Raw genomic sequence first — 23,156 nt, 5'->3', positions numbered from 1 at the left:
GCTGCTACACTTTGGAGGCCATTGCGGTTCCCTTGGCATCCTCGAATGCCGCACCAAGTGTCATGATCGCAGTGACATGGCGCTCGGCAATGGCGAGCGCATCGTCGCCATAGCCGCCGCCGACGGTGCTCGCCAGCGGGATGCCACGCGCGATCGCCAGCCGCGCGATCAGGCGTTCGCGTCGTACCAGTCCGTCGAGCGTCAGCGACAGCCGGCCGAGCCGGTCTCCTGCAAAGGGATCCACCCCCGCCTGATACAGGATCAGGTCGGCGCCAAAGGAATCGAGCAGCGGGACCAGCGTCTCTTCCAGCGTCGCCAGATACTGGTCATCGTCGACGCCGTCAGGCAGCGGTACGTCGAGCGTCGACTGCGCTTTTCGCACCGGAAAGTTCTTGTCCGCATGGATCGAATAGGTGGCGGTTCCCGGCCGGCCCGCGAGCAGCGCGGCGGTGCCATCGCCCTGATGGACGTCGCAATCGACCACCAGGACCCGCTCGACGCTGCCCTCCTCGACCAGCCGGACCGCAGCGACGGCGAGATCGTTGAACACGCAGTAGCCCGCGCCCGTATCGGCGAGCGCATGATGACTGCCGCCCGCGGTATTGGCGGCAAAGCCGTGGCGCAGCGCGAGCACCGCGGCGACCCAGGTGCCGTCGGGAACGATCGCGGCGCGGCGGGCAACGGGGGCGCTGACCGGAAAGCCGATCCTGCGTTCCTTCAAGGGCGGCACGCGGGCTTCGAGAACCTCGGCGACATAGTCCGGCTCATGGACCGCCTCGAGCCATTCACGCGGCGTCGCGCGCGGCTCGTGCCAGGCCACCGCGCTGCCATGCGCGCGCAGCAGATCGCGGATGAGCCCGTTCTTGTTCCAGCGATAGGTCGACCGGGCGGGCGCCGGGGTCACATAATCGGGATGGTGGACAACATGGATCATCGCGACCGACCGCACGATTGATCCGCGCCGATCGTCGACGGCGCGGACAAACCCCGCCACTTCACCAAGGTCCGCCTCATCCCCCTGCTCCTATCATACGCGACCACCATGTCCTTCGCTCAACGCGGAGTCCTTTCGGAGGATGCATGATCGCGTGGCGCGGCTCGACCGCCTTCGGGCTTGCAGACGGTCAGGAAACACCCGAATGGGCAGGGATGACCGATCCGACCACCCTGCCCTATCGTCCCTGCGCGGGCATCATGCTGATCAACGGAGCGGGCCGGGTGTTCGTGGGCCGCCGCAGCGACTCGACGCTCGACGCGTGGCAGATGCCGCAGGGCGGGATCGACCCCCGCGAGGACCCTGAGGCCGCGGCCCTTCGCGAACTGGGCGAGGAAACCGGCGTTTCACCCGACAAGGTCACGCTGATCGCGCAGGCCCCGGGCGAGTTCGTCTACGATCTTCCCCCCGAACTTCTGGGCAAGGTCTGGAAGGGCCGTTGGCGCGGCCAGCGGCAGCGCTGGTTCCTCTACCGCTTCCACGGCGATGACGTGGATATCGCGATCGACACGGAACATGCGGAATTCGATGCCTGGCGCTGGATCGACCCCGCCGAACTCCCCGCAGTGATCGTTCCGTTCAAGAAACGCCTCTACGAGGAGGTGCTGGCCGCCTTCGCGCCACATCTCGGCGCAAGCGGACCGCGCTGAACCGTTCCCAACGCGGCGTGGTGACGCTACGGAACGCTGTGTGCCGATCCAGCCCCTCCTCCTGTCGCGATTTTGACCCGATTATGCGCTGTTTCCGTCTCCCGCTTTTCGCCGGCCTCCTGGTGACGGCATTGGCCCCCGCGGCCGCCATCGCCCAGACCGTGATGATCCCGGAAAATATCCGCGCGATGCTCGATGCTGCACTCGATGCGGGTAACGAGAGCGATGTCTCGACAATCGTCAAATATGCCCGCGCGGCCGACCCGCTCAGCGGCGACGCGGTTCTGGCAATCGCGGAAAAGTGGAAGGCCGATCGCGCCGCCCAACGCACACAGGTCATCCGTCAGGCCAGCTTCCTCGACCTCTGGAGCGGCCGCGCCGAAGTGGGCGGCTATCTCACGACCGGCAATTCGGACACGGCCGGCGGTACTGCGGTTGTCGACCTGACCCGCGAAGGCCTGCGCTGGCGGCAGAAATTCCACGCCCAGGCGGATTACCAGGAAAATCAGAATGTCGCCGTGCGAGAGCATTATCTCGCCTCCTACGAACCCAACTACAAGATCGATGACCGCGCCTATATCTATGGCGCGGCGCAGTATGAAGGGGATCGGTTCCTCGGCTATAATAACCGCTATTCGGTCTCGGTCGGCGGCGGGTACAGCGTGCTCAAATCGGCACGGACCAAGCTCGATCTCGAATTGGGGCCGGCATATCGGAACACCGAGTTCACCGACGACACGAACCAGAGCGCGATCGCCGGACGCGGGACGCTGAACTTCAGCTGGCGGATCACCAACGGCCTGTCGGTCACCCAAGTCGCATCCGCCTATGTCCAGCGGTTCAACAGCACGCTTGGTGGAACCACTTCGCTGACCGCGAAACTGATCGGTCCGCTATCGGCTTCGCTGTCCTATGCCGTTCAATATGAAAGCGAACCGCCGGCGGGATCGATGACGACCGACACGACCAGCCGCGCCGCGCTGGTTTACAGCTTCTGACGGTTCCCCCCCGCGCCGCGCGAGGCTAGGGTCGGGGGATGAGAGGACTTTCGCACGACGAAACAGGCGCGGTCGCCAGGCTTGATGCGGCCGCGATGCTGCAGCAGGTGGAAAGCTGGGCCGCGGTCAACAGCGGCACGCGCAACCTGGAGGGGCTGGCGACGATGGCGGGGCTGCTCGCCGACGCGTTTTCGTGTCTTCCCGGCGATATCACACTTGTCGAGCCCGAACCGGCCGATAGCGTCGCGACCGATGGCACCGTAAACCCGCTGGACCACGGTCGGCATCTCCATCTTCGCGTTCGCCCGGATGCCGCGATGCGGATGCTGTTCACCGGTCACATGGACACGGTCTATCCGCACGACCACATGTTCCAGACATTGCGGAATCTGCCGGATGGCACGATCAACGGACCCGGCGTCGCCGACATGAAGGGCGGGCTGGCCGTGATGCTGGCCGCGCTCAAGACGATCGAGGCCAGCCCGCTGGGTCGGCGGATCGGGTATGACGTGGTGATCAACTCGGACGAGGAGACCGGCTCCTTCTCGTCTGCCGCCCTGCTCGCTCGCGCGGCGCAAGGGAAGATTGCAGCGCTGACCTACGAGCCGGCGCTTGCTGACGGCACGCTGGCCGGCGCACGCGGTGGCACGGGTAATTTCTCGATCACCGTCCGCGGCCGGAGCGCGCACGCCGGCCGCAATCCTGAAGAGGGCCGCAACGCGCTGGTCGCGGCCGCCGATATCGCGGTCCAGCTGTCAAAGGTCCGCAGGCCCGGGCTGTCCGTCAATCCCGCAAGGATCGATGGCGGCGGACCCAACAACGTCGTTCCCGACGTCGCCGTTCTTCGCATCAACTTCCGCCCGGCGACGCGCGAGGACATCACCCAGGCCCGCGCGCATATCGACGCCGTCGTCGCGACGGTGGCGGCCGAGCATGACGTCCAGATTGCGGTCCATGGCGGCTTCAATCGTCCGCCCAAGCCGATCGATACGGGGGCCGCGCACTTGTTCGCGCTGGTCAAGGCGAGCGGCGCGGACCTGGGCCTGGACATCGCCTGGAAAGCGACCGGGGGCGTGTGCGACGGCAACAACATCGCGGCCGCGGGCGTGCCGGTCGTCGACACCATGGGGGTCCGCGGCGGCGCGATCCATTCGCCGGACGAATTCATGATCCCCGAGAGTCTGACCGAGCGGGCGGCGCTGTCCGCGGTCACCATCCTGCGAATCTGCGAGAACGGCTTATGAGGACGCATCTGTGAGTTTCCGGATCCGCGCGGCGGTCGATAGCGACCTCCAGCCCTTGTACGAGATGGCCAAGCTGACCGGTGGGGGCTTTACCAACCTGCCCCCCGATCGCCGCGCGCTGCGCGCCAAGCTCGAACGCAGCCACGCCGCTTTCGCCCGGACCGCGCCCGCCGAAGACGGCGTGGTCAGCGACGAACTGTTCGTCCTTGTCCTCGAGAATTGCGAGACGGGGGAAGTCCGCGGCACGTGTCAGCTGTTCACGCATGTCGGTCAGAGCTGGCCCTTCTACAGCTACCGGATCGGCACGCTGACGCAGCACAGCCGCGAGCTCTCGCGAACCTTCCGCGCCGACATGCTGAGCCTCGCCACCGATCTCGAGGGGTCGAGCGAGGTCGGCGGGCTGTTTCTGCATCCGGGCGAGCGGGCCGGCGGGCTGGGCCTGCTGCTCGCGCGCAGCCGCTATCTCTTCATCAAGGCGCATCGCGCCCGATTCGCCGACCGGATCCTGGCCGAGCTTCGCGGGATCATCGACGAGGCGGGTGGTTCGCCGTTCTGGGACGGTCTGGCGGGGCGGTTCTTCGGGATGAATTTCCAGGACGCCGATCAGTTCAATGCGATCAATGGGCATCAGTTCATCGCCGATCTGATGCCGAAGCATCCGATCTACACCGCGATGCTGTCCGAGACCGCGCGTGCCGCGATCGGCTTGCCACACCCCTCCGGCCGGGCGGCGATGCGGATGCTCGAGAATGAGGGGTTCGCATTCGAGAATTATGTCGACATCTTCGACGGCGGGCCGACGATGACCGCGCGCACCGACAAGGTCCGGTCGATCGCGGATGCGCGCACGGCCCAGGTCGTGACGATCGCGGACACCCTGCCCGCCAGCGACGTCACGACCGAAGCGCTGGTCGCGACGGGTACGCTGGCGGATTTCCGGTGTGCGTTCGGCGATATCCGCCCGGTGGCCGATGGCATCGCCCTCTCGCGAGGCTGCGCAGCGGCGCTGGACGTCAGCGAAGGCGCATCCGTCCTCCACGTGGCGCGCCTCTGATGCGCGGCGCCAACCTGGTCGAGATCAACTTCGACGGCCTGATCGGTCCCAGTCACAATTACGCAGGGCTGAGCCCAGGCAACCTGGCCGCGACCCGTAATGCGGGTGCTGTCGCACGGCCCCGCGCCGCCGCGCTGCAGGGGATCGCGAAGATGCGCGCGAACCTCGACCTCGGGCTGGTGCAGGGGATCCTCCTCCCCCACCCCCGCCCCGATCATCGCTGGCTCGATGCGCTCGCGACCCGGTATGCGGACGCACCCATGCATCTGCAGGCGCAGGCGATGTCGGCCTCGGCGATGTGGGCGGCCAATGCCGCGACCGTATCGCCCGCCCCTGATACCGCGGACGGGCGCTGCCACCTGAGCGTCGCGAACCTCGGCACGATGCCGCACCGCAGCCACGAATGGCCCGCGACGCTCGCACAGCTGCGTATCGCCTTCGCCAACCCGGCCTTCGCGGTACACCCGCCCGTCCCGCTACCGTTCGGCGACGAGGGCGCGGCCAACCACATGCGACTGTGCGAAGCCCACGGCGCACCGGGCGTCGAGATCTTCGTCTATGGCGAAGCCGGCGGCCCATTTCCCGCGCGCCAGCACCGCGAGGCCAGCGAGGCGATCGCGCGCCGGCACGGGCTCGACCCCGCGCGGACCCTTTTCGTGCGCCAGTCGGATGCGGCGATCGCGGCAGGCGCGTTCCACAACGACGTGGTCGCCGTCGCCAACGAAACCGTGCTGTTCACGCATGAGCAGGCCTTTGCCGACGCTGACCGCTTCTATGAGGATTTGCGACGGCTGATGCCCTCGGTCGAGATCGTCGAGGTGCCCAGCGCCCGCGTCAGCCTCGAAGATGCAGTCAGCTCCTATCTGTTCAACGCGCAGCTCGTCTCGCGCGCCGCGGGCATGACGCTGATCCTGCCCGAGGAAGCGCGGAGCAACGCACCGGTCTGGCGCTGGCTGGGCGAGCATGTCGCGGGCAACGGATCGATCCGCGCGCTTGAAATCGTCGACGTCCGCGAATCGATGGCCAATGGCGGCGGCCCCGCCTGCCTGCGCCTGCGCGTCGTCGCCGACCCCCGGACGGTTGATCCCCGCTTCCTCGTCGATCACGCCAGCCTCGACCGTATCGCCGGCCTCATCACCGAGCATTGGCCCGAGACGATCGACGCGAATGCGATCGGCGACGCGGCGCTCGTCGCTCGGATCGAGGCCGCGCATCGTGCCTTGCTCGAGGCCCTCGATCTTGTCGGGTTAATTGACAAATAACCCGAGTTGGCGGAATTGCGCGAGTCGCGAGCAGAGTTTTCCACTGTTTGTACGTTCACGGTTTGCTCTCCCACCGCGCAAGGGCGGCATCGGCGAGCGTCGATTGGTTGCGCTGTCGGGCGTAATGCTCGACCATCTGTAGCGATTGGCCGCTGACCGATGCGGTCTCCGCGGTTGAGCACCCGGCCTCGAGCAGCGCGATCACGGCGTTCTTCCGCAAGCCGTGCGGCACGCTGGGCGCGCCGGCGGCGGCCGAGAAAGCCTTCAGAATCTTGCGGGCATTGTCGTCCCGCAGCGGTGCGCCGCGCGGCGTCCGGCATATCGCGCCCTCAACCCGCTCGTGCTTCGCAAGCTCCGCGCTCAGCGCGCTATGGAGCGGGATGCTCAGCCGCTTCTTCGTCTTGTCTTGGCGGACCTCGACGCGGTCGGTGGCAACATCCGACCAGGTCATTCTGAGCACGTCGCCGAGGCGCTGCGCAGTGTAGTAGAGCAGATGCGCGAGCAGCCGGACGGTGGGATCTTCGGCCGCAAGCACGGCGCGCAGCACATGCTGCGGCCAAGGCTCGTGCTCGCCCCCCTCCATCATCACGATTCCATCGCACGGGTTCTTTGCTATGTGTTCGCGATCGACAGCCCAGGCGAACAGCGCGCCGCTCGTCCTCAGAAATGCGTTTGCCGCGCCCGGCGTTGCGGCCATCTTGTCCAGCACCGTCCGCATGTCGCCGCGGGTGATCCCGTTGACCGGGGCGGTCGGCAGCGCGCGTTCGAGGCGGCGAAGGTAGATGTCGTACAGCTTGCGCGACGACGGTGCCAACGCGCCGTAGGCGGCCCCGCGCTGGTACATGTCGACGAGAACCGGGACCGTGACGAGGATCGCCATCGTCTTCCGGTTGCGGTGGCCCATCAGCGCCGCGTAGCTGCCCCCGAACTCCATTGACCGCAGCGGCGGCAGGCGCGTCATCAGCCGCTTGCCATCGACCACTTTGCCGGTGTCGAAATACAGGTACTCGCGGCCCTTCGACCGAACCCGCTTCACATATTTGGGCAGGTCATGCGGCAAGGCCCGGCTGATCCTTCCGCCAGTCGTTAACCCCACCCGACATCTCGTCGAGGCTCGCGTCGAGTGCGGCGCGATCCCAACGCGGCCCGCCCGACATCGCGACCGACCCCGGTAGCCGGCCGGCGAACACCTCCGCGTCGAACTGCTGCGGCGTGAGCTCGCAGTATTTCGCGGCGTTCGCCCGCTTGAGCATTCGCGGCCAATATGGTGCTGCGCTCATCGGTTCTGTCCTTCCTGATCTGTGCGGTGGGCTTTCACGGCGAGACCAGCGGTTGCGGGACCCAGTTGCGAGGGTTTGAGGACGACATCGACGAGACCCGCCCTCCAAGGCGATAAGCGCGCCTTGTCAGCTGCGCGAGACGTGGCGGCGCTTCGCAAACGACCGCGGCCATAGCGTGACGCTCGACGGACACTGACGCGGCGGTTCAGCTGCGCTAGGGCCGCTCCTTGGACGACCAGAGAGGCACTACCATGGCAGCGACGATCATCACTCCCAGCGGCACTGGTGCGATGGAGGCCGGACTCGTACTTGACGAGGAAGGCAGCCGGTTTGTCGTCCTGACGTTCAAGGAGCCGCAGGGCGAACCGACGCTCGTCACGTTTACAGTTCCGGTTTTCCAAAATTACGTCGAGCATCTGGTTCGAACAGCTAAGGCCGCTAACGAGGACGCCAACTGGGGCATTCCGGGCTGAGTATCTCCGCCGCAGTATCATGCCGCGATTTTGTCGAAACGGCGTGACGGTACGGCGGCCTGCAACAGACTTCGCGGTACGTTCGTCGTGATTCGGGCCCCCGCTGCCAGTGTGTGCTGCCCGCTCGCCACATTCTTGGCTCCGACCGGCGACGCCGATCGGGATCGGGAAGCGCGCGGCGCGGATGCTGCGGTCGAACGCGGCTTGGGCCACGCCGTTCGCCATGTCGGCTTCATCAGCCATGGTGGGCGGCCAGATTGGTTGGCTGCGCGCCAGCCTCGACAGCGCGTAACAAGGGAACGGACGTCTGGAGGGGACGGACCGAGGCAGTCGGGGAGAGGGGCACGAAGCCGGGCCGATCGTTGCCGCGCAGGACGGTCATGATTTGGGGCCAGCGACGGTAGACGTCTTCGAAGAAGATGACGCCTGCGATGATGGCGATGGCCAAGAGGCTCATCCAGCCGGCACCGTGCATGATGTTGGTCCAGTTCACGGGCGATCTCCGAGGGTGAGGATGGCGATCATCAGGTCGATCAGGGTCGCCGCGGAGACGACGCCCATCAGATCGGGGATTGGGGGAAGAGGTGCGCGCGTGGCCGCGCCAGCCGGGTCGAGGTAGCTCACGACGTGATCCTGCGGCGCGAGCGGCGCGGACTGGTCCAGCCGTCGCCCTCGACGAGCTTCTCGGCACCGCTGGGGGCGATGACGCGGACCCGGCCATCGGCGCGGCGCGACAGCACCGGGCACTCGAACTGGTAGACCCCGGGGAGCCCGGTGCCGTTGCAGATCTCATGGTCGCCCGCGTTGCGCTGCACCGTCATAGCTTCCGCGGTAAGGATATCCATGCCGCGGCTGATCAGGGCCTCGTTCTGCTGTGCGGTGAACCGCGCGCCTCCGGTGATGCTGTGATCACCGAAGCCGGTCTTCACCGCGCCGCGGATCGCACCATACCAGGCGCTGGGCGTCTTCGACGGGGTGACGAGGATCCGCGCCGGCTGGCGGCCGAGGATCTCACCCATGGGGCGCGGGCGTGGGGCATAGGTCATGCTGCGCTCAATTCGATGTAGCGGGTGACGGCCTCGGCGGCCGAGACGCGGACAGCGAGAGTCCGCATTCGAAATTCCGTCTCGACCTTGTCGGCCTCGGCTTCGACGCGTTCGCGCTCTGCGAGCTCGCCCATGTCGCGCACCATCGCCTTGATCATCGCCGGGGTTGGCTTGCGGCGCGTGCGGGCATGAAGGATCCACACAACCTCGGTGACCAGCAGCAGCGCGCGGGCGCCAAGGTGGTGGTCCTCGGGCACAAGCTGCAGCTTCTCAGCCTTGCCCCGCAGGTTTGCCCACAGCTCGGCCCGCTCGTGCTTGATCGCGGCAAAGTGCTTGTAGCGGTCGACCGCGGCGGTCAGCATCTGCTGGTCGAGCGTGCGCAGGCGCTGCGCGACATAGCGAAACTCGGTGATCGCGGAATCGAGATCGGGATCGCAGGTCATGGTCGGGCCGGTCATGCTGCGACGCCCAGCGCACGCTCGGCCTGCGCGGTCAGGATCTCACGGCGCAGCGGGCTCGCCTGAACAAACTCGGCGATAAGGCGCTCGTAATCGATGCCAGCCCAGAACGACCGCTCGCCCATGGTGTGCTGCGCGTCAGCGCGCGGCCCCCTGTGACAGGCGAAGCAGAGGCTTACAGTGCGCCAGTCATCCGGCTTCTGACCACCGCCCGCGCCCGACCCGATGCGGACGTGGGCTGCTTCGACGGACTTCATCGAGCCGCACTTGCAGCACGCATACGAGGCCACGAATGTCCGATGGCGCAGCGAGACCCAGCGACTGGCGCGCTTAGCCTTCTTCGGGATCTTGCGGGGCAGCGCCATTACGCGACCACCCGGCAAGCCACGATGTCAGACTTGGCCCCCTGATGGATCCAGCAGTCACTGTAGACATGCGCCGGAACGCCGATGGCGGGGTTCGTTAGCTCCGCTGTGTGGCGGTCGCGATCGAACCGGAACTGCACGTGGACGCGCGCAAGATCCGAGACAGGGCACCCTGCCCCATCGCACTCGATCCAATCTGTGGAAGCCTGATCGGCCACGTCGATCTCCCATAGGCGGGCTCAATGCCTGCTGACGGAATAAACATGCGACTGTCGCAATTCTAAGTCAACGCATAAATTGCGATCATCGCAATTATGCACGAAGCGGGATTGCCCATGTTCCCGTTACGTTCCAGTATTTTCGGAAGGAGAAAGCGAATCGTGGGCGATCGGCGTATGATGCATTGGTACCGAGCGACGTCATTCAACAAGCCGTGTGGACCATGGCGGGAAACGCTCCGGCACGTCCGAGAGGATCTCGTTGAAATGGGCCTCGGGACATTCGAGGATGATCGGTGCTTCTATCTCGTGGTGCCGGGCGGGATCGATCGGCGAAGTGACTGGGCTGATTATGACGACGCATAATCACATACGGGCGGCACGCCAGATCACCCTGCCGACAATGAGAAACGTCTCGGAGCCGCCAAGCGTAATTTCCTTGTGCGCGGCATTGTCCGAGCATGGCACCAGGCGGGACGGGTTTTCACGATATTGCTTGAACGTCGTCTCGCCCATCGCATTGAGCACGACATAGAAACGGCCGGGAAAGAGCGCCTTGTCGTCAGGATTGACCAGGACGGTGGCACCCTCCTCGGCATATTGGTCCATCGAGTCTCCCACGACTTCGAGGCCGAACACGCGCATAGGCATGTTGGTTTCGGGGCTGGGCAGCGTGCCGATCGGCCGCTGGACTGCCTCGCTCCAGTTTCCTGCCTGGACTTGGCCTATGATCGGGATCGGCCGAAAGTCCGTTATGGTCGGCAGGTCACCATCCTGCTTCAGCAACTGGCGGATAATCACCATCTCGTCAGGCGTGAACGTCCGAACGCCGTTACGCGCTAGCGACTTTGACACCTTGTCGGGATCGAGGCCTAGCGCATTTGCGAGGTCGACCTGACGCATCTTGCGCACCTTCATGCGCGCTTTGATCTCTTCTCTATCCACCCTCTCGTCATGCGATAGCTTGCGACGAACGCAAATGCGGTCATCGCAATTTAGCACTTGCAGTTTTCTTGCGACTGTCGCATGTTTCTGGTCATGGATACTCCCGCTTCTAAGCTGATCGATGCTTTCGGTGGCACGAGCGCGACCGCTCGTATCGCTGGGCTTCCGATCTCGACCGTCCATAGCTGGCGTCGCAACGGCATCCCGCAATCGCGCCTGTCTCACTTAGGGCTCGTAGCGCGGAGTGAGAAGCTGGCGTTCGACTTTGACGCATTCTCAATCGGTGTGACGCCTGCGGAGCACCCGCGGAAGGCGTCTATGCAGGCGGCGGCGTAGGTGCTGCTCATGGTTTCGCTCACTGCGACGAAGCGCGCGATCCACCGTCCATTCCGGTTCATTGGCGAGATCGAGACCGAGGTGCGCGCCATCGCCGCCGAGATCCTTGCCGAGCGCCACGCGGCACTCGCTGCCTTCCGTCGCCATGCTGCCGACATCGATCGGGCGCTGAACCCGCCTGCCCCAGCACTATCCGGGGCAGGCGCAGACGAACCATTCACCGCCGAGCAGATCCGCAAGATGTCGCCGGACATCCGAAACATGGGCCTCAAGGCTGGCTTCATGACGCAGGCCGAGGTCGACGACGCGCTCGGAATCAGCCGGCAGCCTGACGAGCAGCTGGCAGCATGATCGAAGCCGAGCGCAATCGTCGGACAATGACCGACCCCGGCCGCATGCTGTGGAAGGATGACGTCGAGGGCATCTGTCCCTCGCCGGATATGTGCTTCGACTATGGCGAGCATGTCCGGTGCGGTCCCTGCGCGATCGACCAGGCGACCCGCGCTGGCGTCACCAGCGACCTGAGTGTCCCGCGCCTTCCCGAGGTCTCGCGCTTGCGCAGGATGCTCGTCGAGCACGGCATCGATCCATCGCGCGGCCTGCGCGCACCTTCAGGAGAACGATGATGAAAGAGATAATGGGTAGCGCCGGACGGATAGCTTGGGGCGTGGTGAAGTTCGCGTTCTCGCCCTTCATCGTTGCGATCGTCTCTTACGGCGTTGGTTCTGAGTACGGATACCACCGCGGTTCCGAGGCCATGAAGACCGCGATCTTCGGCGTGCTGGATAAGATGGCTGACATGCCCGAGCCCGCCGCCACTCCCGGCACCTCCGCATGAAGACCAAGTGCGAAGGCATGACACATAACTATAAGAGCGAGGGTTGAGACGATGGGGCGGGCAACGAAGACCAGCACAAAGATCAAGCGGCAGTTCAAGACGGCGGAACAGCGCATGGCTGAGGCGGTGACGGCTAAGGGCGAGGCGATCGGCGCGCCTGCAATTCAAGTGGCGCGTGGGATGCACCGAATTGTTGACGTGCCATTACGCGACGCGGGACGGGTTGTGACCGAGCGTACGTTGATCAATCGAGGCGGAACGCCCGTCGCACGGTGGAAAGCTGCCAATCTGCTTTCTGACAGCCAGATCGCGGCGATCGATCATTGCGAAACGCTGTGGGCGCGGCTGGGGGGCAAGGCCCTTGTCATGGACCTGACGCGCATCCCCGGCGCTGGACAGGGTAACGGATGGGCGGAGCATGAAGCCCTAGACGACTTGAAGCGCATCAAAAGCTATATCCCGGCCAAGTATTGGGCCGTTTTCGAAAACGTCTGCCGCTTTGATGAGACTGCTGGCTTCGCCGGGTCAGCTTTAACCGATTGTCGCAATGACCAAGTGGCAACGGCGCGTGTCACCGTTCAGTTCGTTGCCGACATCATATCAATGAAAGAGCGGCTTTGTTGAACAATGCCTTTACGGCTAAGGGTCATATACACGAGCCTGATCCTCTTGACCTCTAGTGGAAATCCGTCGAGGTTGGCGCATACCCGGAAGGGTAGGCGACCGCTGGTAGCTCAGCTGGATAGAGCGCCCGATTACCATTCGGGGGGTCGCGGGTTCGAGTCCCGCCCGGCGCCGTCGCAGTAGAGGGCTTACCGCAATGATACAAAAGACGTTCGAAGCCAAGGTCACGGTAGCAGGTAGCGTTTTCCCGATCATTGTGTCGGTGCCGGCTAGCGACATACACCAAGCTAAGAAGATGATTGAGACGCAGTACAAGCCTAAGCAGTGGTTTTCAGCGGTTCGAGAAAAGAGATAGGGAATAAATATGGTCTCGACATGGAAGACTGAAGACCAAGGTCTGGTCAGCTGCGAAAAATGCGGATCCCGCTACCGGCGAACGGTCACGCGTGTTCCCATGCGAGATTCAGACTATTTTGATTGCGATGTATGCGGCTACAGAATGGATACTTGGAACAGCACTACTTTCCCGACTTACGAATATGTGGGTCCCAAAGAAGAAAGCCCGGCCTGTTAGGCCGGGCTTTCTTCTTTAGTCAGGCACCTGCGCCGTTTTATGAGGCGTATCGGGAAGCATGCCTTTCAGTTGCGTCAGCATCGCAATGACTTCTTCGGCATGACCCTTCGTTGCGACGGAACCCCCAAGATAAATGACGTACCCTTCGTCCGTCCGGTTAAGATTAAACGAAGGACCCGGTGAGGTCGGTGCCGCGCTGGCTACCGGTGCGCTCTGCGCGATCGGCGATGACTGATTGGGAAATGTCGATGCTTGCACTGTAGCGACCTGTTCCTGCTCGCCCGATCCACCCTGATCTGGCTGTTCGTCAGGGACCTTAGCGGATCCCTTAGGAAAAAGGAATCTCAGGTTGTCCTTATATATGCCCAGCGCGGCTCGCGCTGACTGTTCGTTCAACCCGATCTCGGTTTTTAGATAGGTACGCGCCACAGGGTCTGCGACCTCGTCGCCGTCCCAATGATCGAGCAGATGGCAGAACAATGGAGGGCTTTTGGCAAAATCTGCGGCGAGGCCGGCCTTTTGCTCATCCAACTCGCTCTGGAAATACGTCCTAGCTTTAGGGGTAAGTTTGATAGAACGGTCATCGTTGGCCCCTTCATCGTTCAACAAACCGTAGCCTTTGAGAGCAGCGATGGTTTGGAAGCCTCCGCTGCTTTTTTCGGAATATTCCCAAGCGCTGAAAGCCACTGGGATCTTAAGACCTTTACCCGCCTTATCATTCTCGAAGATCGCTTGCGCGCGATCCAACGACTTCGACAAACTGATGAATGGAAATCGGCCCGTAGGTAGCTTTGCCATCGCAAGTATCCTCCTGTCTCAGCATTGCTAGCATGCCCCATATCTCATTTCAAAGAAATTCAGCTGAATTTCAAAAAAGGCTTGCAGCTGGCATGGTGAACGCATAGGTAGGTGAAACCAGCCGCGCAGCTGGCTCGTATGGAGCAACGCCAATGTGATGCGGGAACGACAACTGCGACCAACGAAAGGCCGCTAGAACGGAAAAAGGCCCGACCTGAGGGTCGAGCCTTCCGAGGATCACCAAGGCGCTGAGCGCCGCGTTTCACCGATGTGGTAAGTTAGTGAATCGCACATTCAGCGTTCAAATTCAAGGACAGACCGCATGGTCTATGTCACTGGGTATCTGCGCATTCGGCACCGTCGTGTCGAACGTGTACGGCCCCACGTTCGCAGCCGCTAGCGCAAGCGGTTAGGCCGGGGCCTCCGGGTCCTTTTCATCAGCAACTATGGGAGGCGGCTTCGGTCGCCTCTTTTTTTGTACTCCGTCCGGACATTCGGCGGGTTCGGCGCCGATGTTCGGCCTCCCCAAGCCGAGGCGCAGAGACTGTCGTGAATCCTGAGCGAGGTCGACTCGATAGAAGAACGACAATGAACAGTTCGCAAAAGCAGTTGACGGCATCACCCCCGCATCGTACGCAGATGACCAGGTGTTATAGCCGCGCCCGCAAGGGTTGCGGCTCTTGCTGTATGTGGAGGTCTAGATGGCCGCACCGCAATTGCGGCTCACCACAGCTGACCATGTCGAGGCGATCGACCCCCGGCTATTTCGGTTTCCAGAAATGTGCGCAGCCCATCGCGTCATCTTGGTCGCAGCGATCCGCTTATCGAGGATGTCGAGCAACTGGCGCATAATCTTCGAGAGCGCGTTGGCTAGCCACCCTCATCCCCTCACGCAGGGGCCATGCTCCGAGCGATTGTCCTACGGTATGGTCAGATGCGACGTTACTTTGTGCGTTGATGTGGCCTAAGCTTGTCGGCCCACTACGCTCAGGAACTTTGTATGAAGAACGTCGTCAGTCTGGTTCTAGCATCCATCTTAGTTGCCGCTCCGGCGCACGCGCAGACGGTGAACGACGATGTCCGGTGCCTGGTTGTAACCAGTGCCGTCGGCGAGCAGGCCGAGAACGAGCCAACGCGGAAGGTCGCGAATTTGACGGCGGCGTTCTATATGGGGCGGCTGGATGGACGAGTTCCCGCAACTGTTGCTGCAGCCCTCAAGTCTCAGCCGGCTGTCGCTGGAACCGCCGCGCTAGGAATTTTTAAAGCCTGCGCTGCGAGGGCACAGGGCGCACAGGCACGCTTGCGCGCAGAATCTCGGTGATTTGACGGCGCCAAGTAATTGAGCGGGAGATGAGGTGCGGAATGGGAGGAGCGGCCCGAGGCGCCTTCAGCTTCACCACCGCTGACCATGTAGAGGCTATCGGCATGCCCGTGCTGCGGATCGCCGAGGAGATGTCGAGCGGGTCGCGCCATCAGGGCGCAGCGATCGGCTTATCGAGGATGTAGAGCAACTGGCGCAGGATCTTCGAAAGCGCGTTGGCTAGCCACCTTCATCCCCTCACGCAGAAGCCATGCTCCGAGCGATTGTCCTGCGGTATGGCGGCAGTCGCATGTTCTCGTCGCGAATATTGATACTCAGGGGACTGGCCTTCCAACCCCCTGAGTGGCGGGCTTATCAAGACCCTGTATTGGTACCGTGGTCTAAATAGGCGGCTGTCTTATCACTGACGATGTTGAACAAACCGTGGTCATTATCGGCGACATGATCGTCAGGCCACGGCGATTGATCCGAGCCGTGATCGCTGTTACATTCGCTTCGGCAACGCTCAGATGGCCTATCCTTTTTAAAGTCATTGGCGCCTGGCATCTCAACTCTCCAAAGTTCGACCTCGAGTCGGGTCGCTCTTCGATTGAGAGCCTTCCTTAAAGCGTCGTCAAGTCCTCTGCAGCAACACCTTATAGATTAACTTAGGCGCTTCATCTTGCGGCGGAGCCGAAAGCCTCGCCTTGTGTTGAGATTAATCTGAATAAAGTTGCTGAAGGTCTCGGCGACGGGAGATGGTATGGCGACAACGTTCCGACCCGCTACCGCCGACCGTGTCGAGGCTATCGGCATGCGGGTGCTGCGCATCGCTGAAGATATGGCGAGTGGATCACGCCACCAGGGCCGCAGCGAGCGCTTGATTGAGCAGGCTGAGCAAGCGGCGATCGATCTCCGTGCCGCCGTTCGAGGGCGCTGATGAGCTGGTCTAAGGTCAGCCGCCATCAGCGCGGCTATGGCACTGCGCACGACAAGATGCGCGCTCACCTGCTCGCCACCGTTATCACCTGCGAGGGTGAGTGCAAAGCAAAGGGCATCGAGACGCTGGGCACGATCGCCGACCATATCGTCCCGCTGTCGCGTGGCGGCAGCGGCGAACGCAGCAATTATCAGCTGCTCTGCAGGCCATGCTCTGACGCTAAGACGCTTGCTGACAAGGGCGCCGCGGCGCGGCCTATCGGTGGCGTGGATCGTTCGGGACGGCCGACTAGCGCGTCGCACCCGTGGAACCGCGCCGGCTGAGGCGCCCACCCCCGGGGTCAAAAGTCTGAGGGCCGGCGCCGCCCGTACCGACCACGTGGGGCGTGCGCACTGCGAGTAATTTTTGAGGGGGGAGGGTTTCGACCGGTCCGCCGCGGGAGGCCATATGGCCGAGGTCATCGAAATTGCTGGAGGCGACGGCGTTCCGCCAGAGCCGAACTGGCGCAGCATCTTCGGCCGGGCCGCAGACCGCGAGGCAGCATCGTCCTACTGGAAGAGCATTATCAGCGAGATGCGCGGCGCCGAGAAACTGGCAGTCGCCAACTCGCACGCGGTCATCCGCCTGGTCGTCGCATACGTCACGTTCGATCAATCCGCGAAGGAGGTGATCAAATCTGGCCCGGTGATCAAGGCCAAGAAGACTGGCGTCCCGACTTACAATCCATGGTGGACGACGATGTCGAACGCCGCGAGCCAGGCGCAAGCGCTGGAGAAGGAGCTTTGCATCTCGCCGCGTGAGCGCGGCGCGGGCGCCAAGGTGGTCAAGAAGCAAGCGCGCACGACTGGCTCCGCACGGTTCCTAAAACAGCGTGGCTAACCGGTTCCTTTCCGATCCTGATCCGACGACGGCATGGGCGAAGGCCGCGGTCGACGGGAAGCTGTTTACGGCTGGAGAGCTTGTCCGACACGCAGCCGAGCGTCACCTGCGCGACATGCGCGACGGCGAGCGGCGCGGCATATACTGGCGACCGGACGCTGCGGGTCACGCTCTCGACTTCCTGCCGTCGGTTTTTCAGGTCACCGACGGGCCATCTGCGGGCCAGCCGTTCTACCCGCTCGAGTGGCACACGTTCGTCATGGGCTCGCTGTTCGGCTGGCGCACTGCAACCGACCGCTGGCGGTTTCGATCAGGCTGGCTGGAAACCGGCAAAGGCCAGGCCAAGTCGCCACTGATGGGTGCGATCGGCGTCTACATCATGGGCTGGTGCGATATTCAGCGCGCCCAGTGCTATGCCATCGGCGAGGACAAGAAGACCGCCAACGTCCTGTTCCGCGACGCCGCGGCCATGTGCCGCGCGACGATACCGGAGCATGACGAAGGCGAGAGCCTGGAAGGCCTCGGCGAGGTCGTCATCCGCGGCGAATTAGAGAACGCCTGGAAGATCGAGCATCCCGACAGCGGGTCGTTCTTTCAGCCGATCGCCAGCGGTGAAAGCCTTTCCGGTCCGCGACCGAACTATGTCGCGGGCGACGAGATCCATGAGCTTACCGACGAAAACGTGTTGCAGACGTGGAAGCGCGGCATCGACAAGGTCGCCGGTCACGCGCTGATGCTGATGGGCACGAACACGCCCGCCACGTCGCAGCATGTCGGCACGTCCTACTCGGAGATGTACCAGCAGATCGCGAAGGGCGAGGCGCGCGACGACACAGCGTTCGCTTTCGTGGCACGGATCGACAAGGCCGGTCGCGAGACGGTGTTTGAGAACGAGAAGGTCTGGCAGAAGTCGCTGCCGGCGCTGGGCGAGACCTTCCCTATCGAAAATATTCGCGAGACGGTCGCCTCCGCACTGCTGCGGCCATCCACGAAGTCGAGCGTCCTACGCCTTTATTTCGGCGTCGATACTGCGTCTGCCGACTTCTGGATCGACGAGGAAAAGTGGGCCGCGGTCCAGGGGCCGGTCGATGACACGATGATGCGCAACCGGTTCTGCCGGCTGGCGCTCGATCTCTCGCAGAAGAACGATCTGACGGCCGTCAGCGCAGCTTGGGAGCCAATCGGCGACGAGCCCCTGGCGGTGAAGAGCTGGTATTGGACAGCGGCGGGCACCACCGCAGGCCACCTCAAAGAGAAGGGTGAGCGCGATCACGCCCCTTACGTCGAGTGGGTCGAAGATGGGTTCCTGGTCGCCACGCCGGGTGCGACGATCGATTACACTTTCGTCGCGATGCAGGTGTCCAAGCTCTACGCCGAGCACAAGGTGCTCGAGATGGTTGCCGACCCGGCCTTCATTTCGAGCTTCATGGACGCATGTGCAGAGGTCGGGCTTGAAGTCTGGTTGTACGGCGGCCCGGATAAACCGACGGGACGCGGGCTTAAGATCGTGGCGCATGCCCAGGGCACGCGCGTCATGTTCGAAGACCGGCAGCTTTGCATGCCGCACTCGATCACAAAGACCGAAGACGCGATTCTCGCGCAGCGGGTCATCATCGATAACTCGCCGGTCACATACAGTTGCGCGGCAAACGCCGCGATCGACCCCGACGGTCAAGGCAACCGCATGTTCAACAAGAAGAAATCACGCGGGCGTATCGACGGCATGGTCACGACCACGATGGCGATCGGCGCTGCCGTCTCCAGCCTGAAGACGAAGAAGAAGTCGGTGTACGCCTCGCGCGGCATCATCCGCGTCTAACAGGAGGGTGTACGTCTATGTCGCCTGATGATTATCGACGCCAGGCTGGCGGGCGAAGGTCCTTATCGCCTTCGCGCGCGATTGCCACAGCCAAGGCGGCAACTGGGCAGAGCCATGGCGGGCCGATCATGGCCTACCAAGCCTACGATTTTGCAGACCCGACCCTTCATGAGATGATGCGCGGCGACGGCGGTCGAACCGGGGTTGCAGGGATCGCGGTCAATGAACGTGCCGCGCTGCGCAACAGCACCTTCTTTCGGGCCATGTCGCTAATCTCCGGCTCGATAGGCATGCTGCCGCTTCACCTCATGCGCAGAGCTGCGGACGGGAAGATTGAAAAGGCGCGGGACCACCCCTTGTTCAGGGTATTGCATCGCAAGCCAAACGACTTTCAATCCGCCACTCAGTTCAAGAGCTACATGCAGCTTTGCGCCTTGCTCGACGGCAATGCATTCGCGCTGATCGTCCGATCGAGGGGCGCGGTACGTCAAATTGTCCCCCTCCCCCGGCGATCAGTAAAGCCGCAGCTTTCAGCGACCTTTGAGCTGAGCTTTCGGTACCAGCCCAAATCGGGTGGCGCCGTGACGCTTGCCAAGGAAGACGTCTTTCACTTCCGCGGCCCTATTTCTCTGGATGGCCTGACTGGCGTTTCCCTGCTGGACGTCGCTGCCGACACGCTAGGCCTGTCGCATCGCGCGCTTCAGGCTGCTGGTCGATTGCTTGACAAGGGCACGATGGCGCGCGGCGCGCTTGAGACCGATCAGACGCTCGGAGCCGAAGCGATCGACAATCTGCGCGACAGCCTTCGCGAGAACTTCTCAGGAGCAGACGCCGAAGAGGATTGGCTGATACTCGAGGAGGGCCTGAAGGCAAAGGTGCTGTCCGGCACGGCGAAGGACAACGAGCTCGTTGCGCTTCGCCAGCAGGAGGCGGAAGAGATATCGCGGTTTACCGGCACGCCGCGCCCGCTGCTGATGTTCGATGAGACCAGCTGGGGCAGCGGCATCGAACAGCTGGGGCTGTTTTTCGTGACGTACTGCCTCCTCCAATGGTTCGTCATTTGGGAGGAGGCCGTGTGGTTCTGCCTGCTCACGCCGGCCGAACAGGACACGATGTACGCCAAGTACAATGACGGGGCGCTTTTACGAGGCTCGCTCAAAGACCAGGCCGAGTTTTTTAAGGCGGCGCTCGGTCCGAATGCGGCTTTCCTTACCCCCAATGAGGCTCGCGACAACTTCGACCGCAACCCGATCGCAGGGGGCGACGAGCTGCCTCGCAACGGCACTACTGCCGCAGCAACTTTAGCAGACGCTTAGGAGCAACCATGACCGACGAGCATAAAGCGCCGGGCAAGCCGCGTGCGGTACTGACCCTCAATGGCCGCCCTCTGCCGGGCAAGCCGGTGATCGCCACCCCAGGCACACCGATGCCGCGTGCCATATCGAGCGTGAACGGCAAGGATCGCCCTAGCGCCCTCCCCATGCCTGCCGATCGATCGGTATCAGCATTGGCGCGACCAAACATTTTGGAAAAGTGGTCTGCCGATGCAGCAGGCATTCGCGCGGTCGAGAGCGGTGACAATGTCATCACCATGTTCGGCGCCATCGGCGAAGATTATTGGTCTGGCGGGGGCATCACCGCAAAAACGGTGACGGCTCAGTTGCGTGCAATCGGTGACCGCCCCGTTGAGATTCAGATCAATTCGCCAGGCGGTGACATGTTCGAGGGGATCGCGATCTACAACGTCCTGCGCGAACATGACCAGCCGGTGACGATCAAGATCATGGGCATGGCCGCGTCGGCTGCGTCGGTCATCGCAATGGCAGGTGACACGGTCGAAATCGGTGCGGCGTCGTTCCTCATGATCCACAATTGCTGGGTCGTAGCTGTCGGCAATCGCCATGACATGGCCGAGACCGCGACGTATCTGGCACCATTCGATCAAGCGATGGCCGACGTTTACGCGCAGCGCAGCGGGCGGACCGCGGCCGAATGCGCGAAGTGGATGGACGATGAGACGTACATGTCTGGGTCCGTCGCGATCGAGCGGGGCTTCGCGGATACGCTTCTAACGGCCGACAAGACGACGCGAGACGAGCAGGCGAAGGCCTCCGACCGCGAGCGTACCGCGATCACCGCGCTTGAACTGAAGCTCGTCGCCGGCGGCGATACGAGATCTCAAGCGCGCGATCACATCACCAAGATCAAGGGCACGCCAGGCGCTGCCCCTGTAGCCGACACGCCAGGCGCTGGCGGCGAGACCGAGTTGACCGGCCTGCTGGCGGGTCTGCTCACCACCATCAAGAGCTAGGAGCTCCACCATGAAGAGAATGAACATGGCCGCCCTCGTGGCGGTGGCGACGGTGCTCGCCCACCCGTTCCGCACCCTCGCGGCGGCAGCAAGCACCAAGCCGGAACCGAAGCTGCGGCTTACGGCTCCTACCCTGCCCGCTATGCCGCGCGCGATCGCGGGCACGGTTCGCGCTGACGGGTCCGATCCCGCCACGCTCATCCGTGCGCTGAATGGCGCATTCGACGAGTTCAAGACGACGCATGCTCGCGAGATCGAAGAGATCAAGGCCGGCAAGACGGACGTCCTGACCAAGGACAAGCTCGACGCCATCAACGCCACCCTCACGGAGCTGCAGACTGCTGTCGATGATCAGGCAAGGATCAACGCGGCCGCGAAGCTGGGTGACGGCGCGATCATCGGCGATATCAAGGCCGATCCGGACTATACCAAGGCGTTCAAGGCGCACATGCGCCGGGGCGATAACGCCTCGGCCGAGGTGCGGGCGGCAATGCAGAAGGGCACCGACACCGACGGCGGCTATCTGGCGCCGATCGAATGGGATCGCACGATCGGCGAAAAGTTGAAGAAGATCAGCCCGATGCGTGCGGAAAGCCGTGTCATCACGATCAGCGTCGCCGGGTTCAAGAAGTACTTCTCTGACCGCAACGTCGGATCGGGTTGGGTCGGTGAAACGGCAAGCCGCCCTGCGACCACGACCCCGCAGATCGGCGTGCTCGACTTCGTGCCGGGCGAACTCTACGCCAATCCGGCAATTTCCCAGCAGCTGCTGGACGACGCCGCGATCGACCTTGAGGAGTGGCTGGGTCAGGAAGTCGATACCGAATTCTCCCGCCAGGAGGGCATCGGGTTCCTGTCCGGCGACGGGGCGAACAAGCCCTACGGCATCCTCACCTACGTCACGGGTGCCGCAAATGCGGCTCGTCATCCATACGGTGCGATCAAGGCCGTCAACAGCGGCGACGCAGGAAAGCTGACCGGCGATGGCTTTGTCGATCTGATGTACGACCTCCCCAGCGAGTTCGCCGGGAACGCCAAGCTGTACATCAATCGCCAGAGCCTCGGCGCTGCGCGTAAGCTGAAGGACGGTCAGGGCAACTTCCTGTGGCAGCCGTCATATGCTCTCGGCCAGCCGCAGACGCTGAACGGTGCGCCGATCGTCGAAATGCCAGACATGCCGACCGCGGGCGCCGGGAATGTTGCCGCACTCTACGGCGACATGGAGGCCACCTACCTGGTCGTCGATCGGATCGGCATCCGCGTGTTGCGCGATCCGTATTCGAACAAGCCGTTCGTGCACTTCTACACGACCAAGCGCGTGGGCGGCGGGGTGCACAACCCTGAGCCGATGCGGGCGCTCAAGATCGCTGTGAACGCATAACTACCCGCCGGGCCGGCCTAGCGCTGGCCCGGTTCTTCGAAGCCGCGCGGCAAGACCCACGGTTTCGGCGAACCAGGAGAAGACCTATGGACACGAAGACCGCCAAGAACGCCAGCAACGGCATTGCCCCGGCAACCGATATCGACACCGCTGGCGCACCGCAGCAGATCGTACCCGACGTTGATATGGACCATCCGGCCGTCGACAACGATCCCCGTGCCGGCACCACGGTCGAGCAGAACCGCATCGACTTCAACGACCCAACGCTCGAAGGTCACGAGGCCGTCGAGCGCAATCTCCAGGTCGCTGCAAAGGCCTGATTTAGGGTGGCGCTGGACTCCTTTGTCCGGCGCCACGCTTTCCAGTGAA

30 protein-coding genes and 1 tRNA gene are annotated in these 23,156 nt (G+C 63.3%); 21 read left to right on the top strand and 10 right to left on the bottom strand.

What is annotated here, in order from left to right; translation table 11 throughout:
* Positions 1-4: 4 nt before the first annotated feature.
* Positions 5-934, bottom strand: coding sequence for a histone deacetylase family protein (locus IFT87_RS13555; protein ID WP_192008915.1), 930 nt, complete (start codon positions 932-934; stop codon positions 5-7).
* A 215-nt stretch (positions 935-1,149) separates the two neighbouring features.
* On the opposite strand from IFT87_RS13555, the gene IFT87_RS13550 reads away from it, so the two are divergent.
* The 5 genes from IFT87_RS13550 (at position 1,150) to IFT87_RS13530 (ending at position 6,202) form a co-directional block, all read left to right on the top strand.
* Positions 1,150-1,644 carry an RNA pyrophosphohydrolase gene (locus IFT87_RS13550; RefSeq protein ID WP_192008910.1) on the top strand — a complete coding sequence of 165 codons (495 nt, stop codon included), beginning with the start codon at positions 1,150-1,152 and terminating at the stop codon, positions 1,642-1,644.
* Between the two features lie 164 nt (positions 1,645-1,808).
* Positions 1,809-2,642, top strand: a complete 834-nt coding sequence (locus tag IFT87_RS13545; protein ID WP_031396548.1) for a DUF481 domain-containing protein — start codon at positions 1,809-1,811, stop codon at positions 2,640-2,642.
* Between the two features lie 38 nt (positions 2,643-2,680).
* Positions 2,681-3,886, top strand: coding sequence for a hydrolase (locus IFT87_RS13540; protein WP_031441204.1), 1,206 nt, complete (start codon positions 2,681-2,683; stop codon positions 3,884-3,886).
* Between the two features lie 10 nt (positions 3,887-3,896).
* Positions 3,897-4,940 (top strand): arginine N-succinyltransferase, encoded by a 1,044-nt coding sequence (locus IFT87_RS13535; protein WP_031441203.1) that lies wholly within the window; start codon positions 3,897-3,899, stop codon positions 4,938-4,940.
* Positions 4,940-6,202, top strand: a complete 1,263-nt coding sequence (locus tag IFT87_RS13530; protein ID WP_192008908.1) for an N-succinylarginine dihydrolase — start codon at positions 4,940-4,942, stop codon at positions 6,200-6,202. Before IFT87_RS13535 ends, IFT87_RS13530 begins: the two co-directional genes overlap by 1 nt.
* Before the next feature lie 55 nt (positions 6,203-6,257).
* On the opposite strand, the gene IFT87_RS13525 is transcribed toward IFT87_RS13530, so the two are convergent.
* Positions 6,258-7,262: a tyrosine-type recombinase/integrase gene (locus IFT87_RS13525; protein WP_192008906.1), complete on the bottom strand. Its 1,005-nt coding sequence runs from the start codon at positions 7,260-7,262 to the stop codon at positions 6,258-6,260.
* Positions 7,252-7,482 carry a hypothetical protein gene (locus tag IFT87_RS13520; RefSeq protein ID WP_146163708.1) on the bottom strand — a complete coding sequence of 77 codons (231 nt, stop codon included), beginning with the start codon at positions 7,480-7,482 and terminating at the stop codon, positions 7,252-7,254. Before IFT87_RS13520 ends, IFT87_RS13525 begins: the two co-directional genes overlap by 11 nt.
* A 251-nt stretch (positions 7,483-7,733) precedes the next feature.
* Here IFT87_RS13520 and IFT87_RS13515 point away from each other — a divergent pair, with 251 nt between their 5' ends.
* Positions 7,734-7,955: a hypothetical protein gene (locus IFT87_RS13515; RefSeq protein WP_146163707.1), complete on the top strand. Its 222-nt coding sequence runs from the start codon at positions 7,734-7,736 to the stop codon at positions 7,953-7,955.
* A 235-nt stretch (positions 7,956-8,190) separates the two neighbouring features.
* Here the strand turns inward: IFT87_RS13515 and IFT87_RS13510 are convergent, their stop codons facing one another.
* From IFT87_RS13510 to IFT87_RS20880, 6 genes are all read right to left on the bottom strand, one after another.
* On the bottom strand, positions 8,191-8,448 hold the full coding sequence (locus IFT87_RS13510) for a hypothetical protein (protein ID WP_192008905.1): 258 nt from the start codon (positions 8,446-8,448) through the stop codon (positions 8,191-8,193).
* Positions 8,445-8,579 (bottom strand): hypothetical protein, encoded by a 135-nt coding sequence (locus tag IFT87_RS20735; protein WP_274602543.1) that lies wholly within the window; start codon positions 8,577-8,579, stop codon positions 8,445-8,447. The genes IFT87_RS13510 and IFT87_RS20735 overlap by 4 nt, the downstream gene beginning before the upstream one ends.
* Positions 8,576-9,001, bottom strand: coding sequence for a hypothetical protein (locus IFT87_RS13505; protein ID WP_192008903.1), 426 nt, complete (start codon positions 8,999-9,001; stop codon positions 8,576-8,578). Before IFT87_RS13505 ends, IFT87_RS20735 begins: the two co-directional genes overlap by 4 nt.
* Positions 8,998-9,459: a hypothetical protein gene (locus tag IFT87_RS13500; protein ID WP_192008901.1), complete on the bottom strand. Its 462-nt coding sequence runs from the start codon at positions 9,457-9,459 to the stop codon at positions 8,998-9,000. The genes IFT87_RS13505 and IFT87_RS13500 overlap by 4 nt, the downstream gene beginning before the upstream one ends.
* Entirely contained in the window at positions 9,456-9,824 is a 369-nt protein-coding gene (locus IFT87_RS13495; RefSeq protein WP_249403356.1) for a DUF968 domain-containing protein, read from the bottom strand. Before IFT87_RS13495 ends, IFT87_RS13500 begins: the two co-directional genes overlap by 4 nt.
* 584 nt (positions 9,825-10,408) lie before the next feature.
* A complete protein-coding gene (locus IFT87_RS20880) occupies positions 10,409-11,212 on the bottom strand; it encodes a S24 family peptidase (protein ID WP_192008899.1) in 804 nt (267 codons plus the stop codon).
* On the opposite strand from IFT87_RS20880, the gene IFT87_RS21035 reads away from it, so the two are divergent.
* The 6 genes from IFT87_RS21035 to IFT87_RS13465 all read left to right on the top strand — a co-directional run bounded on the left by IFT87_RS21035 (position 11,141) and on the right by IFT87_RS13465 (position 12,958).
* On the top strand, positions 11,141-11,323 hold the full coding sequence (locus IFT87_RS21035; RefSeq protein ID WP_446740632.1) for a hypothetical protein: 183 nt from the start codon (positions 11,141-11,143) through the stop codon (positions 11,321-11,323). The two genes, IFT87_RS20880 and IFT87_RS21035, sit on opposite strands and share 72 nt — an antisense overlap.
* Positions 11,324-11,674: a hypothetical protein gene (locus IFT87_RS13485; protein WP_192008898.1), complete on the top strand. Its 351-nt coding sequence runs from the start codon at positions 11,324-11,326 to the stop codon at positions 11,672-11,674.
* Positions 11,671-11,949 (top strand): hypothetical protein, encoded by a 279-nt coding sequence (locus tag IFT87_RS13480; protein ID WP_192008897.1) that lies wholly within the window; start codon positions 11,671-11,673, stop codon positions 11,947-11,949. Before IFT87_RS13485 ends, IFT87_RS13480 begins: the two co-directional genes overlap by 4 nt.
* Positions 11,949-12,161 (top strand): hypothetical protein, encoded by a 213-nt coding sequence (locus tag IFT87_RS13475; RefSeq protein WP_206757229.1) that lies wholly within the window; start codon positions 11,949-11,951, stop codon positions 12,159-12,161. The genes IFT87_RS13480 and IFT87_RS13475 overlap by 1 nt, the downstream gene beginning before the upstream one ends.
* Positions 12,162-12,212: 51 nt before the next feature.
* Positions 12,213-12,785, top strand: coding sequence for a hypothetical protein (locus tag IFT87_RS13470; RefSeq protein ID WP_192008893.1), 573 nt, complete (start codon positions 12,213-12,215; stop codon positions 12,783-12,785).
* Between the two features lie 100 nt (positions 12,786-12,885).
* Positions 12,886-12,958: transfer RNA gene (locus IFT87_RS13465), tRNA-Gly, on the top strand.
* Positions 12,959-13,374: 416 nt separating this feature from the next.
* Here IFT87_RS13465 and IFT87_RS13460 read toward each other — a convergent pair.
* Entirely contained in the window at positions 13,375-14,157 is a 783-nt protein-coding gene (locus IFT87_RS13460; RefSeq protein ID WP_192008891.1) for a hypothetical protein, read from the bottom strand.
* A gap of 1,000 nt (positions 14,158-15,157) precedes the next feature.
* Between IFT87_RS13460 and IFT87_RS13455 the strand changes: the two genes are divergently transcribed.
* The 9 genes from IFT87_RS13455 to IFT87_RS13415 all read left to right on the top strand — a co-directional run bounded on the left by IFT87_RS13455 (position 15,158) and on the right by IFT87_RS13415 (position 23,107).
* The gene (locus IFT87_RS13455; protein WP_128082055.1) at positions 15,158-15,478 is read left to right on the top strand and encodes a hypothetical protein; all 321 of its coding nucleotides are present in this window, start codon (positions 15,158-15,160) and stop codon (positions 15,476-15,478) included.
* 742 nt (positions 15,479-16,220) lie between these two features.
* Positions 16,221-16,397, top strand: coding sequence for a hypothetical protein (locus IFT87_RS13450; protein WP_167396774.1), 177 nt, complete (start codon positions 16,221-16,223; stop codon positions 16,395-16,397).
* Complete coding sequence (locus tag IFT87_RS13445) at positions 16,397-16,720, top strand: HNH endonuclease (protein WP_183937567.1); 324 nt, start codon at positions 16,397-16,399, stop codon at positions 16,718-16,720. Before IFT87_RS13450 ends, IFT87_RS13445 begins: the two co-directional genes overlap by 1 nt.
* A 124-nt stretch (positions 16,721-16,844) precedes the next feature.
* A complete protein-coding gene (locus IFT87_RS13440) occupies positions 16,845-17,276 on the top strand; it encodes a P27 family phage terminase small subunit (protein WP_192008890.1) in 432 nt (143 codons plus the stop codon).
* Positions 17,269-19,095 (top strand): terminase TerL endonuclease subunit, encoded by a 1,827-nt coding sequence (locus tag IFT87_RS13435; RefSeq protein WP_192008888.1) that lies wholly within the window; start codon positions 17,269-17,271, stop codon positions 19,093-19,095. The genes IFT87_RS13440 and IFT87_RS13435 overlap by 8 nt, the downstream gene beginning before the upstream one ends.
* Positions 19,096-19,223: 128 nt before the next feature.
* Positions 19,224-20,411, top strand: coding sequence for a phage portal protein (locus tag IFT87_RS13430; RefSeq protein ID WP_052149254.1), 1,188 nt, complete (start codon positions 19,224-19,226; stop codon positions 20,409-20,411).
* Between the two features lie 8 nt (positions 20,412-20,419).
* The gene (locus tag IFT87_RS13425; protein ID WP_197975281.1) at positions 20,420-21,406 is read left to right on the top strand and encodes a head maturation protease, ClpP-related; all 987 of its coding nucleotides are present in this window, start codon (positions 20,420-20,422) and stop codon (positions 21,404-21,406) included.
* Positions 21,407-21,443: 37 nt separating this feature from the next.
* Entirely contained in the window at positions 21,444-22,787 is a 1,344-nt protein-coding gene (locus tag IFT87_RS13420; protein ID WP_342211164.1) for a phage major capsid protein, read from the top strand.
* 86 nt (positions 22,788-22,873) lie between these two features.
* The gene (locus IFT87_RS13415) at positions 22,874-23,107 is read left to right on the top strand and encodes a hypothetical protein (protein WP_056681174.1); all 234 of its coding nucleotides are present in this window, start codon (positions 22,874-22,876) and stop codon (positions 23,105-23,107) included.
* Positions 23,108-23,156: the final 49 nt, after the last annotated feature.

Source organism: Sphingomonas sp. CFBP 8765 (assembly GCF_014841445.1).
Taxonomy (GTDB): domain Bacteria; phylum Pseudomonadota; class Alphaproteobacteria; order Sphingomonadales; family Sphingomonadaceae; genus Sphingomonas; species Sphingomonas aerolata.
Note: the sequence above shows the minus strand (reverse complement) of the source record. Positions and strands in the feature narration are given on the sequence as shown.

Excerpts from the sequence above, each read along its gene's own strand:
- IFT87_RS13555 (WP_192008915.1), bottom strand. The coding sequence starts at position 934 with ATGATCCATGTTGTCCACCATCCCGATTATGTGACCCCGGCGCCCGCC.
- IFT87_RS13550 (WP_192008910.1), top strand. The coding sequence starts at position 1,150 with ATGACCGATCCGACCACCCTGCCCTATCGTCCCTGCGCGGGCATCATG.
- IFT87_RS13545 (WP_031396548.1), top strand. The coding sequence starts at position 1,809 with ATGATCCCGGAAAATATCCGCGCGATGCTCGATGCTGCACTCGATGCG.
- IFT87_RS13540 (WP_031441204.1), top strand. The coding sequence starts at position 2,681 with ATGAGAGGACTTTCGCACGACGAAACAGGCGCGGTCGCCAGGCTTGAT.
- IFT87_RS13530 (WP_192008908.1), top strand. The coding sequence starts at position 4,940 with ATGCGCGGCGCCAACCTGGTCGAGATCAACTTCGACGGCCTGATCGGT.
- IFT87_RS13520 (WP_146163708.1), bottom strand. The coding sequence starts at position 7,482 with ATGAGCGCAGCACCATATTGGCCGCGAATGCTCAAGCGGGCGAACGCC.
- IFT87_RS13515 (WP_146163707.1), top strand. The coding sequence starts at position 7,734 with ATGGCAGCGACGATCATCACTCCCAGCGGCACTGGTGCGATGGAGGCC.
- IFT87_RS13505 (WP_192008903.1), bottom strand. The coding sequence starts at position 9,001 with ATGACCTATGCCCCACGCCCGCGCCCCATGGGTGAGATCCTCGGCCGC.
- IFT87_RS13500 (WP_192008901.1), bottom strand. The coding sequence starts at position 9,459 with ATGACCGGCCCGACCATGACCTGCGATCCCGATCTCGATTCCGCGATC.
- IFT87_RS13495 (WP_249403356.1), bottom strand. The coding sequence starts at position 9,824 with ATGGCGCTGCCCCGCAAGATCCCGAAGAAGGCTAAGCGCGCCAGTCGC.
- IFT87_RS13480 (WP_192008897.1), top strand. The coding sequence starts at position 11,671 with ATGATCGAAGCCGAGCGCAATCGTCGGACAATGACCGACCCCGGCCGC.
- IFT87_RS13475 (WP_206757229.1), top strand. The coding sequence starts at position 11,949 with ATGAAAGAGATAATGGGTAGCGCCGGACGGATAGCTTGGGGCGTGGTG.
- IFT87_RS13470 (WP_192008893.1), top strand. The coding sequence starts at position 12,213 with ATGGGGCGGGCAACGAAGACCAGCACAAAGATCAAGCGGCAGTTCAAG.
- IFT87_RS13460 (WP_192008891.1), bottom strand. The coding sequence starts at position 14,157 with ATGGCAAAGCTACCTACGGGCCGATTTCCATTCATCAGTTTGTCGAAG.
- IFT87_RS13455 (WP_128082055.1), top strand. The coding sequence starts at position 15,158 with ATGAAGAACGTCGTCAGTCTGGTTCTAGCATCCATCTTAGTTGCCGCT.
- IFT87_RS13450 (WP_167396774.1), top strand. The coding sequence starts at position 16,221 with ATGGCGACAACGTTCCGACCCGCTACCGCCGACCGTGTCGAGGCTATC.
- IFT87_RS13445 (WP_183937567.1), top strand. The coding sequence starts at position 16,397 with ATGAGCTGGTCTAAGGTCAGCCGCCATCAGCGCGGCTATGGCACTGCG.
- IFT87_RS13440 (WP_192008890.1), top strand. The coding sequence starts at position 16,845 with ATGGCCGAGGTCATCGAAATTGCTGGAGGCGACGGCGTTCCGCCAGAG.
- IFT87_RS13430 (WP_052149254.1), top strand. The coding sequence starts at position 19,224 with ATGGCCTACCAAGCCTACGATTTTGCAGACCCGACCCTTCATGAGATG.
- IFT87_RS13425 (WP_197975281.1), top strand. The coding sequence starts at position 20,420 with ATGACCGACGAGCATAAAGCGCCGGGCAAGCCGCGTGCGGTACTGACC.
- IFT87_RS13415 (WP_056681174.1), top strand. The coding sequence starts at position 22,874 with ATGGACACGAAGACCGCCAAGAACGCCAGCAACGGCATTGCCCCGGCA.